The following is a 15346-nucleotide window of genomic DNA, read 5'->3' as shown; positions in this document are numbered from 1 at the left end:
GTCAAAAATAGTAGCCGAAGGGATGGATTTATAATGAGCAACAAGGAACTGGATGCTTTACGTGACAAACTGGATGGCGTTAACCTAGAGTTATTGCAGCTTATCAATAAGCGTGCTGAACTCGTACAAGAAATAGGACACGTTAAAGAAAAGCAAGGTGTAAATCGTTATGATCCCGTCCGAGAAAGAAAAATGCTTGATTTAATTGAGTCACATAATCAGGGGCCGCTTGATCATGCTTCGCTTAAGCATATTTTTAAGGAAATATTCAAATTAGGACTAGGTCTCCAGGAAGAAAATCAGAAAAAGGCTCTGCTGGTTTCCAGAAAGAAAAAATCCGAAGACACCATTATTAATCTAAAGGGTGAGCTGATCGGAAATGGAGTACCAAGCTTCGTATTCGGACCGTGTGCCGTAGAGTCTTATGAGCAGGTGGCACAAGTAGCGGAGGCTGTTAAAAATAAGGGCCTCAAGCTGCTTCGTGGAGGTGCTTATAAACCTCGTACATCACCATACGATTTCCAAGGATTAGGGATAGAAGGCTTAAAGATACTGAAAGAAGTCGCTGACAAATATGACCTCGCAGTTATAAGTGAAATTGTAAATCCAGGTGATATAGAGACAGCTGTGGAATACCTTGATGTCATTCAAATTGGTGCACGAAATATGCAAAACTTTGAATTGCTTAAAGCTGCTGGTGCTGTTGACAAACCGGTATTGTTAAAACGCGGACTTGCTGCAACAATTGATGAATTCATCCATGCAGCTGAATATATCATGTCACAGGGAAATGGAAATATCATTCTTTGTGAGCGCGGTATTAGGACATACGAACGTGCGACCCGAAACACTCTTGATATCTCTGCAGTTCCGATCCTAAAACAGGAGACCCATCTGCCAGTCATGGTCGATGTTACCCATTCAACCGGACGAAGAGACTTGCTTCTACCTACTGCTAAAGCAGCGCTTGCAATTGGTGCGGATGGTGTTATGGCAGAAGTGCATCCGGACCCATCCGTTGCACTTTCCGATTCTGCACAGCAGATGGACTTGAAGCAATTCGATGAATTTTTCCATGAGATACAAAGGCAAAGCTGGGTTACAGTTTAACATACAAACTTCAGACTGCGTCCTGACACTCTAAGTCAGGGCGCTTTTCCTATTTTTCGATATTTGTGAAAATAAATTGAAAAAACAAGCTTCTGCATTGCAGGATAGGTAAGGACTGTCGTATGATATAAAGCATAAATATGTAACCAGCACTACAATCTCCTCAGGTAAACAACTCTGTATTTCATTGCTCAAACTTGAACAATCAAAAAGGAGCAGTACTACATGCTTCGTTCATGGCGAAGCTGTTTAATTAATAGTGATTATTACGTTATCAAAATGCTTTGGCTTAAGCCTTTTCACCTGGAGAGGAGGGATTTGGACCCTCTCAGGAATAGTTACTTATTTCATTTGAAGCTGCAAGTACATAAGGAGCTCATGTGCTTTTTACAAAACCTTTTTAACGATATAAAAATTTGAGAACCACAGAATGAGAAATAATACAGTATTTTCAGGGGAAAATAAAAAGAAGAAGGAGTGGTATAATGAACGTAACAATCTATGATGTGGCACGTGAGGCGAACGTGTCCATGGCAACGGTTTCCCGTGTTGTTAATGGGAATCCAAATGTAAAGCCGGCTACCAGAAAAAAGGTGCTTGAGGTCATTGAACGCCTTGGATACCGCCCGAATGCGGTTGCACGGGGACTTGCCAGCAAGAAGACAACAACCGTAGGTGTGATCATCCCTGATATCTCAAGTATTTTCTATGCAGAGCTTGCCAGAGGAATTGAGGATATTGCTACGATGTATAAATACAACATTATCCTTAGCAATTCCGATGAAAATAAAGACAAAGAGTTTCATTTGCTTAACACAATGCTGGGCAAGCAAGTTGACGGCATCGTGTTTATGGGTTCGAATATTACAGATGAGCATGTTGCTGAATTTAAGAAATCTCCCGTACCGATTGTATTGGCAGGATCTTTAGAGGAGTCCGGTCAAATTCCTTCAGTAAATATAGATTACGAAGCAGCGGCTTACGATGCTGTAACCCAATTTGTGCAGGGTGGGCACAAGAATGTTGCATTTCTGGCAGGGAACTCGGAAGAACCTATCAATCAGAAGAAATTACAGGGGTATAAGCGTGCTTTAAGTGATGCGGGCATCTCGTTTAATGAAGCAAATGTCGTTGAGGGAGATTATACTTACGATTCAGGAATTGAATCATTTGATAAAATTTTAGAATCAGAAGACAATCCAAGAGCTGTTTTGGTAGGTGCTGATGAAATGGCACTGGGGATTGTCCATGCCGCTCAGGATAAAGGCTATAATGTTCCTGAAGACTATGAGGTTATAAGCTTTGATAATACACGGCTGACTTTGATGGTCCGCCCGCAAATAACCACGATTGTACAGCCGCTATATGACATCGGAGCTGTAGCTATGAGGCTGCTGACAAAATTAATGAACAATGAGAAGGTAGACGGCCAGGAAACTGTCATACTTCCTCATCGCGTTGAAAATCGACAATCGACCAAATAAATCGCTTGAAAGAAAAGGATAGACACAGTAGCAAATTAATGCGGTGTCTATCCTTTTTTATGCAGTTTGCGCAAGATTCGTGCAGCGGCACAATACTTGTAACATTTATGCAGTCCCATTTGAAGTCGGAGCTGGTCTGGCTGACCTTATTGGAAATAATGCTTTGTCAACCGTATTCTCGTTTTTTTCGGTTATTTCACCTTTTCGCGGGATTGGCTTGTAAATTCCTTCAGGATCATCCCACTCGGCGGGAAGGGGCACTGGCGATTCTTTCTGCCATCTGTCGATCCATTCCCTCGGGAGCCTTCCGGATATATTCGGGTTATCTGTCATTGCCATCCAGATAAAAGACCATGCTCTGGGAACTACACGCCAAATATCATAGCCACCGCCGCCTACAGCGATCCATCGGCCTTCGCAATATTTATGTGCCATTTCATGGGCTAGTCTAGGAATCTCTTTATATATTTTCATTGTAGAAGATAAATGTGTCAGTGGATCATAATAATGCGCATCTGCCCCATTTTGGGTTAAAATTACATCCGGCCTGAAATATTCAATAACTTCCCGGAAAGCAGTAGTATAGGAGTGGAGCCAGGATTCATCCTCTGTAAATGCATCTACAGGTATGTTAAAAGAATATCCATATCCCTTTCCCTGTCCGCGTTCATTGATATTGCCTGTCCCAGGAAAGAGATAGCGGCCTGTCTCGTGTATGGAAAGGGTACATACTTCAGGGTCATCGTAGAAAGTCCACTGTACTCCGTCACCATGATGTGCATCCGTATCTACATAGAGCACTCTGGCCTTATACTTTTCCTGAATGTACTTTATCGCGACTGAGCTGTCATTATAAATACAAAAACCGCTGGCCTTCCCCCTGAATCCGTGATGCAGTCCTCCTCCCAGGTTTATTGCATGCAAGGCGTGTCCGCCCATTACCTGGTCTACAGCTTCCAGCGTTCCCCCTACAAGAAGGGCGCTGGCTTCGTGCATATTGGTGAATATTGGTGTATCCTCGGTGCCGAGCCCAAAGCCTTCTGCCTTTTCAGCAGAAAGCAGCCCCTGGCCGGCCATCTTGACAGCGTTTACAAAGTTAGGGTCGTGGACCAGCTGCAACTCCTCATCAGTCGCTATACGCGGCTGAATGATATCTTCTTCATGTATCGCGTGATGTTTTTTTAATAAATCAAGTGTAATCTGGAGCCTTTTTTGATTGAAAGGATGGCTGTCATTGAACTTATATGATAATAGTTGGTCAGAATATACAAAAACTGCATGTCGTTTCATAGATTATTCTCCGGCAAACCTGGCCATAAAACAGTATACCCATGACTTACTAAATCCTCTACTAATAATGAGGGATTCATTGTCTGTACCCTCAATACCACAACCTTGTACGCTGCATTTCCCTTATAAGGATATACCAGGACACTTTGAATGTTTGAATTTCTATCTTTAAAGATGGCTGTAATATCATGGAGTATGCCTGTTTTATTTGGAACCTTGACTTCAATCTGTGAACCTGGCTGGTTAGCGCCAGTCAATTCGACGTAGGAATGGAGGAGGTCCCTTCCTGTAATGATTCCTACCAGCTTTTTGTCTGAAATAATAGGGAGACAGCTTATGCGATTCTCGTAAAATACTGCACCCACTTCTTCCACAAAATCCAGGGGATGGCCAGTGATAATGTTTGTAATCATGATGGAACGAAGCGGTTTGCCTAAATCCTGCTTAAATTCCTCAGTACGGAAAACGGATGGGGTTGCATCCCGAAGGTCGCGGTCGCTGACCAAGCCCACCAGCTCGCGTCTTTCATTCACGATGGGAATATGCCGAAATCTCTTTTCTTTAATCAATTCTATAGCCGTTTGTATAGTATCGGATTCTGATAGAGTAACAACATCTTTATTCATGATTTCTTCTATAATCACTTCTGCTCCTCCTCGTATATCCCGTTAATACATAAAGCGATTCATAAATCGCAAACGGTCGAATTGCTGAACAGATTCAGGAGGGACCCTTTTTCCAATTCGAGCCATCAGACAGTTTGCGGGATGGGAACAAATTTCTGGATCGTCTGTAGCATAATATACCAGCCCGCCCGCATTCATCATTTTTTCCATGACTTTACGGTAATCCCATACATTAAGGCCTGTCCCTTTCAAATCCCAGTGCCAATAATATTCCGTTGTAATAATGATGAAATCTTCCATGGCATCGTCCATCATGGACACAGTCAATAAATTTTTACCAACCTTGGCACCGCGGAATTGTGGAATTACTTCAATTGCCCCGAGTTCAATGAGGTCGTCCATTTCAATTTCCGACCATCTTTCCAGTGGATCCGGGTAAAGGTAGGTCACATATCCTACAATCGTTTCCTTGTGTCGTGCAATGATGATCCTGCCCTCTGGAAGGCTGGCAATCTCCATTAGAGCTTTATGCTGCTGCATGGGGGGCCGAAAAGCGACTAAGTCCTCATGGAACTCATATGTGCCAATCTGTTCCGATGAAATCGGCCCTTCAATGATCAAAGTGCCCTGAGCTGTTTTAAGTTCCCTGGCATTATATGTTTTTTTATGCTCCATTGCATCACCACCAAACCATTTTAATCAACTATTTTCATTATACATAAAAAGAAAAAGCAGGAATATACAACTCTTGAATATTTTCTGGCAACTATGAAAATTAACTAAATTGTAGATTGTCAAGTTTACATATTATTGTTCAAAGGTATTAATAAGCAGAAGAAAAAACAGAAGGCTGGTGGGATAATATTTAAAAAATTGTGAATACATAATGTTTATAATATAATATTAACTGTATAGTTCAGATAACGTAAAAACCTGGGCTGCTAATTAAGCTTGATAATTGAACTGGCTGATGGACTTTGCAGCAATGTACGTCTCACTTTGGTAAACAAGAGCTCGAGTTCAACGGCCAACGGGTAATGCGGGTATTTACGTTAAAAACTTATATTTTTCTATCTATGGACAAAGGGGGAGTATTTGCGATGAAAGTGGAAGCGCTGCCAGTTATTAAAGGGGATTATAATTTGCAGAATTACGAGGAAACGTACAAACAGTTTGACTGGAGAGAGGCTGAAAAGGCATTTTCCTGGTCAGAAACTGGAAAGGTGAACGCTGCCTATGAAGCCATCGACCGCCATGCAGAGTCTCACAGAAAGAATAAAGTTGCACTATACTACAAAGATGCAAACAGGGATGAAAAATACACCTTCAGGGAAATGAAGGAACTTACGAACAGAGCTGCCAATGTATTGAAAGCATACGGCGATGTAGAAAAAGGAGACCGAGTTTTCATATTTATGCCCCGTTCTCCTGAATTATATTTTGCCTTGCTTGGGGCAATCAAGCTTGGCGCAATTGTGGGCCCGCTGTTTGAAGCATTTATGGAGGGAGCGGTACGCGATCGCCTGGAGGATAGCGAAGCGAAAGTGTTAGTGACTACCCCCGATCTGCTTTCACGTGTTCCTGTAAATGAACTGCCTGCATTAAAACATATATTCTTGGTTGGACAAGATGTCGAAGAGAAAGAAAACCTTTATGATTTTAATAATAAATGTAAAGAGGCAAGCCCAGAACTAGAAGTAGAGTGGGTAGACCGTAAGGACGGATTAATCCTTCATTATACCTCTGGGTCTACCGGCAAGCCTAAGGGAGTCTTGCATGTACATAATGCGATGATCCAACACTATCAGACTGCCAAATGGGTACTTGACCTTCGTGAGGATGATGTGTACTGGTGTACAGCAGACCCTGGATGGGTAACTGGAACCTCCTACGGTATCTTTGGCCCTTGGCTAACTGGGACCTCCAATGTAGTGGTAGGCGGCCGCTTTAGCCCGGAAGCCTGGTACAAGACCATTGAAGATTATCGGGTTACTGTGTGGTACAGTGCTCCTACTGCATTCCGAATGCTGATGGGCGCCGGTGATGATATTGTCAACCATTTTGATTTACGGTCACTCCGCCATATTCTCAGTGTAGGAGAGCCTCTAAATCCTGAAGTTGTACGCTGGGGAATGAAAGTATTCCAGCATCGTATCCATGATACATGGTGGATGACTGAAACAGGAGCCCAGCTGATTTGCAATTATCCGTGCATGGAAATCAAGCCTGGTTCCATGGGTAAACCGATTCCGGGAGTCCAGGCTGCGATCGTGGATGACCAGGGTAATGAATTACCGCCTTATCGAATGGGGAACCTTGCAATCAAAAAAGGCTGGCCATCGATGATGTTCCAGATTTGGAATAATCCTCAAAAATATGAATCGTATTTCATGCCTGGAGATTGGTATGTATCGGGCGATTCAGCTTATATGGATGAAGATGGGTATTTCTGGTTCCAAGGCCGCGTTGACGATGTCATTATGACTGCAGGAGAAAGGGTAGGGCCATTCGAGGTAGAAAGCAAGCTGGTGGAACATCCTGCGATTGCCGAAGCGGGTGTCATTGGCAAGCCGGATCCGGTGCGCGGTGAAATAATCAAAGCGTTCATAGCTCTTCGGGATGGACATGAACCAAGCGAGGAACTCATTGAGGAAATTCGCCAATTCGTCAAGAAAGGGCTTGCCGCCCATGCTGCTCCACGTGAAATAGAATTCCGCGATAAGCTGCCAAAAACAAGAAGCGGTAAAATCATGCGCCGTGTGTTAAAAGCCTGGGAATTGGATTTGCCAACAGGCGATTTATCTACAATGGAAGACTGATCAACAAATACTTGAAAAGAGCATCCTTCCACTAGGATGCTCTTTTTTTATTTATTAATCCTCGGAATTATCTTTAGGTTCTCCTGGTTCCTCCGGTTTCTCGGGATCAGCAGGAACATTCGGCTTATCGCCTTCTGCTTCTGAATCATTCGGATCATTCGGTTTTTCATTCTTCGGCTTTTCATTCTTTGGTTTTTCTGGCTTTGTATTTTCGGGATTTTTTGTTTCTGGTGGTGTACTGTCCTCAGAATCAGGAGTATCTTCTTTTTCTTCCGGTTTTTTGCTGAAGCCAGCATTAATTACATTTGATGGTGGAGATTCTTTCCCTGCCACATCAACCGCCGATACATAAAGGCTTCCAGCTCCACTGAATGATAGGGAGGAGCCAGCCCTGACGCTGCCTATTCTTCGTCCATTACTATAAATCCTATATCCAATAACGTCATTTTCCGGATGCGTATTCCATGCGATGCCTCTTCCGCTTGCTGTGGCAGAAGGCGCAGCTGGCACTTTTCCATTATCCCTCAGAACGGCATTTGGAACCATGATGTTGCCCCAGCGCATATCCTTCGGAATCAATAGCCCGGGATCAGTAACATATTTACCCCCAATCCTTTCAAAATATACTGGATTAAGCATGAAGCCTACGCTTGCGAACTCTGAAGGGGTTTCAGGAAGGGCTGCGTACCGTTTGTTTCCAACCTGAACATATTTCCCGTTTATAAAGCTGTCATCAACCTTCGTAGGTACATACTTTGCGTTAAACAGGTCAGTTTCCACCATTCCTGCCCTTGAGCATGCATCAGAAGGTAAGAGTCCGGATACGCCGCAAAATGATCTTCTTACTATTCCTCCAGGCATCTCGAACCGCTTTTTTGGATCCATAAGCTTGGGATTCACTTTATAAGCAGCATTTGCAAGTCCTGCCCACAAACGCAGATTACGCTGGTTATATTCAAGCCCTTTATACGTTCCCTTTAACGATTTCGGATTATCATAGCCCATCCATGTGCCCAGTGTCACATTCGGATTGGTTGCGACAAACCATGCATCCTTATATTCATTACCTGTACCGGTCTTTCCAGCCCAGTCAGATGAAAAGGCAAGCTGGCTGTTTACATAGACTGCTGTGCCTTTATTGATGACATCCCTCATCATGTCGATGGTCAGGTAAGCTGTCTGGGGAGAGAATACCTTCACAGGTTTCGGCTTATGCTGGTAAATGACCTTTCCATCCTTTGTTTCGATTCTATCAATCATATAAGCGTCAATAAATTTCCCGCCATTTGCAAACGTTGTATAGGAGTTGACGTTTTCTTCCACAGTTGTTTCCATTGTTCCGATTGCCATGGACATATTCGTGTAATGGTCCTTTTTGATGCTGGTAAAACCCATTTTTTCCAAGTATTTAACCGGATTCTGATTTAAGATATCCAGATAAAATTTTATTGCAGGCATGTTATATGACTTTGCCAGCGCGTTCCTTGCAGTAGTAAGACCGCTGTACGATTCGCCATAGTTGCTAGGTTTCCACCCTCCAGGAAACGTCATCGGCACATCAGCTGTAATGGTGCCGGGAGATAATTTACCAAGTTCCATACCGGGTGCGTACACAAGAATAGGCTTCATGGTAGAGCCATTGGGCCGGAGTGAAGCAGTAGCATGATTGGTCTGTTCGCGTTTATGGTCCCTTCCTCCGACGAAACTGATAATCTTCCCGGTTTTATTTTCTATCAGTATGGCCCCTGTCTCTACAGGCTCGCTGATCACCGAAGTTTTCTTGGTTTCCGGGTCCTTTACCTCCTGAGGCTTATCCGGTCCATAGTAGGCATAATTATCTTTTACCTTCTGCATTTTATCGTATATTTTTTTGTCTATCGTTGAATAGATTTTATATCCATTCTGGTGAAGGTTCCTATCGGCTAGGGTCATGTATTGCTCCCTTAAATCTTTATCCTTCGTCAGGTCGCTTTCCTCGTAGCCATCCTGTTTGGCAAGAATTTTCATAAGGATTTCAATAGAACGCTTTTCTATTTCGTAGGTAACCCATGGGTATTTTTCCTGTGGAGAAGGCTTCTTTTCTATAAAATCGCCGACAATGTCATATTTGAGAGCATCGCTATAATCTTTATCAGTTATATATCCTCCATCATGCATCCGCTTTAAAACTGTCTTCATCCTGGACAGTCCAGGCTCCAAATTCTTTTTTAACTCGCCTTTTTGGGTATATGGAGTGTAACCAAAGGGGCTTTGCGGCAATCCGGCAATAAAGGCTGATTGCGGTAGATTTAGATCCTTGGCAGGTTTTCCGAAAATACCCTCAGCCGCAGATTCTACACCTGCAATGTTCCTGCCTGAGGAGTTTCTTCCAAAGGTAGAGACATTCAAATAGGTTTCTAATATTTCTTCTTTTTCAAAAAACTTTTCTACACGGAGAGCAAGGAGAATCTCCTTGGCCTTTCTCTCGAAGGACACTTCGTTTGTCAGGACTTGATTTTTGATTAATTGCTGTGTAAGGGTACTGCCCCCTGATTGAACGGAGGAATTGGTCAGTTCCTGAAATATGGCCCTCATGATCGCTTTCGGCACCACGCCATCATGCTGGTAAAAATATTCATCTTCAGTTGCGATAACTGCATTAGCTAGGTTCTTGGACACCTGTTCCAGGGTAACCTCTTCCCGCTCCAGGTCGCTTTTTAGCTTGCCGAGATATACATTATTGGCAAAGTAAATTTCCGAGGTTTCTTCATAATTGTAAATATCCCGTGATAAATCCTCTTTCGTTCTTACTGGCTCATCCTTTACCATCGCGGCGAAATAACCGGCTCCGACGCCTCCTGCGAAGGAAAAAGCGAGAACTCCTATAATCAATAGCAAAAGAGTGAGGTTCCATATAACCCCGTATGTAATCCGTATGTATCGTCTGGCAGCTTTGCTCTGAAGCATATTCAGTAATTCTCTTATTCTAGATGGCGATTGATTTTCGTTATTATTCATATCTCATACCCCCTGAAATCATTTACATTATACCATAATTTCACTGTTGGGGATTTTTGGCTTTCCATGCTGGCTTGTTTTGGTATACATTTCAGTAAGGCAGTTTAACATAGGAAATTTCGATTTATTTCGTGAAAAATAGAAATGAAAAAAAATATCTTTAAAGGAATATGAAGAGCGAGTTGACAAGGGATCAGATTTTATGATAAAAATTCATTAATATTAAAAATTTCAATTCCAGATTGCTTTGATAGGAATAAGTAGTCATGCCATCCCTGTTTCAGAGAGCCGGTGTTTGGTGCGAACCGGCACAAATGGCATGATGAATTACCTCCTTGAGCATTTGCCGTGAACAAGACCTGTACAAGGGATAAGTAGCGGCAAACGGCCGGCGACCGTTATCGTTAAGAGCGGAGGATTGCATTTCACAGATCCTCAAGTTGGGTGGTACCGCGAATATTTTCGCCCCTTCATTTATGAAGGGGCGTTTTTATTTTGGCTGTTCAAGGCAGGGTGAATGTAGTTTTACAAACCAAAGGAGGAACTATAATGGATTTATTGAAAGATCTCGAGTGGAGAGGAATCATTTATCAACAAACCGATGAAGAAAATTTAAAAACTATATTGGACACAGAAAAAATCTCTTTATACTGCGGTATCGACCCTACCGCTGACAGCATGCATATAGGCCATTTACTCCCATTTTTGACCTTAAGGCGTTTTCAGCAGCATGGACACCGGCCCATTGTACTTGTTGGGGGAGCAACGGGTTTAATAGGTGATCCAAGCGGGAAGAGCGAGGAACGAAAGCTTCAGACGCTTGAAGCAGTGGAACACAATGTCCGCGGCATTCAAAAACAACTTCAGAGCATATTTGATTTTGAAGGAGAGAATGGGGCGGCCATGGTCAATAACTATGACTGGATTGGCTCTATCGATATGGTTACTTTCCTAAGAGATTATGGGAAGCATATTGGCATCAACTACATGCTTGCGAAGGATACCATTTCATCCCGGCTTGATACAGGTATTTCTTTTACGGAGTTCACGTATACCATTCTTCAGGCTATGGACTTTAATCATTTATATCAGAATTTTGGCTGCAGGGTCCAGATCGGCGGGAGCGATCAGTGGGGAAATATTACAACAGGACTTGAACTGATCAGAAAAATGAATGGAGAGGGGGCAAAGGCATTTGGCCTGACCATTCCTCTCGTTACAAAAGCAGATGGTACGAAGTTTGGGAAAACAGAAGGGGGTTCGGTATGGCTGGACGGAGAAAAAACTACCCCATACGAATTTTACCAATTCTGGCTTAACACTGCTGATGCGGATGTCGTTAAATACCTGAAATTCTTTACCTTCCTGCCGCATGAGGAAATTGAAGCTTTAGAACGGGCTGTAGAGTCGGAACCGCACTTGCGTCAGGCACAGAAAACTCTTGCAGAAGAAATGACACGCTTAATCCATGGGGAAGAGGCGTTACAGCAGGCTATCAAAATTTCCGCCGCACTTTTCAGCGGCCATGTCAAAGACCTGAGCGCAGATGAAATCAAGGTTGGATTCAAGGATGTACCAAGCTTTGAACGCACCTCTAACGACGATGTTGCGCTGGTAGAGCTTTTGGTGGAAGCAAAGATTTCTCCATCAAAACGCCAGGCGCGTGAGGATATTCAAAACGGGGCAATTTCAATTAATGGAGAAAAGAACACTGATGTGGAATATATAATTACTGAAAACGATCGGATTGAAGGGCAGTTTACTCTAATCCGCCGAGGGAAAAAGAAGTATACCCTTATTAAATAGCAAAAAAAGCTGGACCTTATTATGCTTGGTCCAGCTTTTTTCTGTTTTTTTTATCTATCAGCGAACTACAGAAAAATAAAGATTGGGGAACAACCAAATCCTTCAGTATCAAACAAAAACCCCTATCCAGCGACAGGGGTTTTGCCAAGTGCCCAGCATATGCCAGGAACACTTATGAGTATGATTAACGAGAGTAGAATTCAACGATAAGAGCTTCGTTGATTTCAGCAGGCAATTCAGAACGTTCTGGTAAACGTGTGAAAGTACCTTCTAATTTATCAGCATCGAAAGTCAAGTAATCTGGAACGAAGTTATTTACTTCAACAGCTTCTTTAACTACGTCTAGGTTACGTGATTTTTCACGAAGGCTGATTGTTTGGCCAGGAGCTACGCGGTATGACGGAATGTCAACGCGGCTTCCATCAACAAGGATGTGGCCATGGTTTACAAGCTGGCGAGCTGCACGGCGTGTGCGAGCTAGACCAAGACGATAAACAACGTTATCAAGGCGAGATTCAAGAAGAACCATGAAGTTTTCACCGTGCTTACCTTGAAGCTTTCCTGCTTTATCAAATAAAGTACGGAATTGGCGTTCGTTTACACCATACATATGACGAAGCTTTTGCTTCTCTTGTAATTGCATTCCGTATTCGGAAATCTTTTTACGTTGGTTTGGACCATGTTGTCCAGGAGCGTAAGGACGCTTTTCTAATTCTTTACCAGTTCCAGTTAAGGAAATCCCTAAACGGCGGGATAACTTCCAGCTTGGGCCAGTATAACGAGCCATGAATGACTCCTCCTTCAAATGTTTTTATTTTGGTAAAATAAAAACCGTTGCGAAATAACAATCGTGGGCATTTTATTTTCATGTACCTTCGCCCTAGCAGCAGAGGGTTACGTGATACACCTCATAAATAACGCTGGAAACGCTAATCACTAATAGTAAGTTCAGGACATACAGGCCTGAATGAGAAGAGGAACAAAATGCATCACACAAAAGCCTTCACATAGGCTGCAATATTTTACACAAAGAGTATTATATAATTTATATGGAAGTCAGTCAAGCGCGGCTTTGTTTTGTTTTATTTTTGAAAACAAGGAGAGAAGATATTTGTTTTCTTGTTTCTCATAATTTATAAAAATTAGGAAGAAATTTTTTCCTTTTACGTTTATAATAATATTGTATTTATATCTTTTTTATTTTGGGAGAATCGAGTTCAAGAGAGTATGTATGTTTAACAGGATTTTTTTTTCGGCTTTGAATGAGACTTTTTAACTAAAGGCAATTTATATAGGGATGATTGTAATGGTACACCTGACTACTAATACTCTGTACGATTTAAAAACTCTTTTTTTAAATCATATGGATTTTAAAAGCGGACAGATAAAATACGATAGTTTCATTAATAATCTGCTGGCGGGGATTAAGGAGATATTATCCGTTAAGGAAGTGGCCTTATTCAGATCCGATTTTTGGAAGCGGACATTCTATTTGGAGGCGTCCACTTGTCCAAAATCATGCCAGAATACGATTCCTTTTGAGGATATATACACAGGTATTGATAATGCCGGTGTGAAAGCTTTTTATTATAACAGTTTCCCTTTAGGCGGCCTTGAACAATATAATCTTATCCTTCCTCTTCGTTATAATAATGAACTGGCAGGGATCCTGGCGATTCAGGAACAGGTGGAAGGCTCCCTTTCCGCATTTGCACCGACGGAAGGAGAACGGCTGGCAAGAGAATGTGCGGACCTGTTAGAGGCTGCTTCCAGCATTGCCAATATAGTAAATCAAGAGAGAAGATACAAGCAGTTATTCAGGGTAACGGAAAAATTCCATTCCTCTATGAGCATGAATGCAGTGCTTGGAGAAATAATTGAGACCTTAGAGGAGGTCTATCCTACTTTTACGTATTATTTATTAATATCTCATGACAATAAATACAATGATGGCCTCCCTATAAAGGATATGGAGTATGATTCTGATAACGCTGCAGCCATGCAGGCATATGTGACAGGAAATGTTCAATTCGAGGATTTAACATTCGAAAAGAAGTCAATATTATATGCACCCTTAAAAGGAAAACAGGGTGTGTACGGGGTGCTCCAGGTTATTGCCGGTGATGCAGTTATCTTTCCGAAGGGTGAGGTAGAATTTATCACCCTGCTTGCCAATACTGCAGGTAGTGCTTTGGAAAACGCACAGCTCTATGAACAGTCAAGAAGGCTTATTTCGGATCTGCAAATGATCAATGAGACGTCGAATCGCTTGAATTCCAGTTTGCCTTTAAGTGAAACGATGGCCTATATGCAAAATCAGATAACCGATTCATTCGGGGCCCAGGAAACCGGTTTCATTATGTTTCTTCCAAATGGCGGGACAGAGACACTCCCAGGCAGTACGCCATTTTTTCATACGGACGAAGCCTATAAGTATATTGATTGGATAAAAGATAAAATAAGCAGGGAGAAGGACTCGCTGTTTATCGGCGATCTTAATATGCCCTGCCAACAGAAATCTGCGTATAGTTCATTAATGGCAGTTCCCATGATTCAAAGCAATTCTATCAAAGGATTTGCAGTAGTGCTGCATGAGGAAAAATATTTTTTCTCATTTGATATGTTTAAGCTTCTTCAATCTCTTATTCATCATTCGAGCCTGGCTCTGTCAAATTCCATGCTGAGGGAGGAACTGGAGAAAATGGTTATCACCGACCATTTGACCCGGCTATATTCCCGCAATTATTTGGATGAAAAGATTTTCCAATCCATGCAAGAGGATGCGGAAGGCACATTTATCCTTATTGATATTGATGATTTTAAGAAGGTAAATGATACATACGGCCATCAGGTCGGGGATGAAATTCTCGTTCAGGTTGCAAGCTTAATTACGAAAAATATACGGGATGCCGATATTGGAGCCAGGTGGGGCGGAGAGGAGCTTGCCATTTACCTTCCCCGTGTCTCGCTGCAGGTTGGTGTATCCATCGCGGAGAGGCTTATTCAGAAGGTAGCTGAGCTGCCTGATCCAAAGGTGACGATCTCCTGCGGTGTATCTTACTGGAAGAAAGACCAGGCGGATAATGCCAAGGCGCTTTTTAAACGGGCAGACCAAGCGCTTTATCAAGCGAAAAATTCAGGAAAGAACAAGGTCCTGGTTCAAAATTAATACGGAAGAAAAAACAACCGTGGATGGGTGGTTCTCTTCCTCCAC

General features: G+C 42.5%; 10 protein-coding genes and 1 other annotated feature. Of the genes, 5 read left to right on the top strand and 5 right to left on the bottom strand.

Going from position 1 to position 15346, the window contains the following annotated elements; translation table 11 throughout:
- Window positions 1–33: 33 nt before the first annotated feature.
- Together V1500_RS20615 and ccpA are read left to right on the top strand one after the other, a co-directional pair.
- Window positions 34–1110, top strand: coding sequence for a bifunctional 3-deoxy-7-phosphoheptulonate synthase/chorismate mutase (locus tag V1500_RS20615; RefSeq protein WP_409302219.1), 1077 nt, complete (start codon window positions 34–36; stop codon window positions 1108–1110).
- A gap of 485 nt (window positions 1111–1595) precedes the next feature.
- On the top strand, window positions 1596–2594 hold the full coding sequence (gene ccpA, locus V1500_RS20610; protein WP_409302217.1) for a catabolite control protein A: 999 nt from the start codon (window positions 1596–1598) through the stop codon (window positions 2592–2594).
- Window positions 2595–2699: 105 nt separating this feature from the next.
- Here ccpA and V1500_RS20605 read toward each other — a convergent pair whose 3' ends face one another.
- Genes V1500_RS20605 through V1500_RS20595 form a run of 3 tightly spaced genes read right to left on the bottom strand, consistent with a single transcriptional unit; the run spans window position 2700 to window position 5185 of the window.
- Complete coding sequence (locus tag V1500_RS20605) at window positions 2700–3884, bottom strand: acetoin utilization protein AcuC (protein WP_409302215.1); 1185 nt, start codon at window positions 3882–3884, stop codon at window positions 2700–2702.
- Window positions 3881–4528 (bottom strand): acetoin utilization AcuB family protein, encoded by a 648-nt coding sequence (locus tag V1500_RS20600; protein ID WP_409302213.1) that lies wholly within the window; start codon window positions 4526–4528, stop codon window positions 3881–3883. The genes V1500_RS20605 and V1500_RS20600 overlap by 4 nt, the downstream gene beginning before the upstream one ends.
- A 24-nt stretch (window positions 4529–4552) precedes the next feature.
- Window positions 4553–5185 carry a GNAT family N-acetyltransferase gene (locus V1500_RS20595; RefSeq protein WP_409302211.1) on the bottom strand — a complete coding sequence of 211 codons (633 nt, stop codon included), beginning with the start codon at window positions 5183–5185 and terminating at the stop codon, window positions 4553–4555.
- Window positions 5186–5610: 425 nt separating this feature from the next.
- On the opposite strand from V1500_RS20595, the gene acsA reads away from it, so the two are divergent.
- The gene (gene acsA, locus V1500_RS20590; protein WP_409302209.1) at window positions 5611–7329 is read left to right on the top strand and encodes an acetate--CoA ligase; all 1719 of its coding nucleotides are present in this window, start codon (window positions 5611–5613) and stop codon (window positions 7327–7329) included.
- Window positions 7330–7383: 54 nt separating this feature from the next.
- On the opposite strand, the gene V1500_RS20585 is transcribed toward acsA, so the two are convergent.
- Window positions 7384–10326: a transglycosylase domain-containing protein gene (locus tag V1500_RS20585; protein WP_409302207.1), complete on the bottom strand. Its 2943-nt coding sequence runs from the start codon at window positions 10324–10326 to the stop codon at window positions 7384–7386.
- A gap of 238 nt (window positions 10327–10564) precedes the next feature.
- Window positions 10565–10799, top strand: a binding site (T-box leader).
- A gap of 76 nt (window positions 10800–10875) precedes the next feature.
- Here V1500_RS20585 and tyrS point away from each other — a divergent pair.
- On the top strand, window positions 10876–12132 hold the full coding sequence (tyrS, locus tag V1500_RS20580; protein WP_409302205.1) for a tyrosine--tRNA ligase: 1257 nt from the start codon (window positions 10876–10878) through the stop codon (window positions 12130–12132).
- A gap of 184 nt (window positions 12133–12316) precedes the next feature.
- Here tyrS and rpsD read toward each other — a convergent pair whose 3' ends face one another.
- Window positions 12317–12919 (bottom strand): 30S ribosomal protein S4, encoded by a 603-nt coding sequence (gene rpsD / locus V1500_RS20575; protein ID WP_409302203.1) that lies wholly within the window; start codon window positions 12917–12919, stop codon window positions 12317–12319.
- A 519-nt stretch (window positions 12920–13438) separates the two neighbouring features.
- Between rpsD and V1500_RS20570 the strand changes: the two genes are divergently transcribed.
- Entirely contained in the window at window positions 13439–15301 is a 1863-nt protein-coding gene (locus V1500_RS20570; protein WP_409302200.1) for a diguanylate cyclase domain-containing protein, read from the top strand.
- The last annotated feature ends 45 nt before the right edge of the window (window positions 15302–15346 follow it).

Source organism: Peribacillus sedimenti (assembly GCF_046237635.1).
GTDB lineage: Bacteria > Bacillota > Bacilli > Bacillales > DSM-1321 > Peribacillus > Peribacillus sedimenti.
The sequence above is the reverse complement of the archived record's forward strand: the minus strand, read 5'-3'. Positions and strand labels throughout refer to the sequence as shown.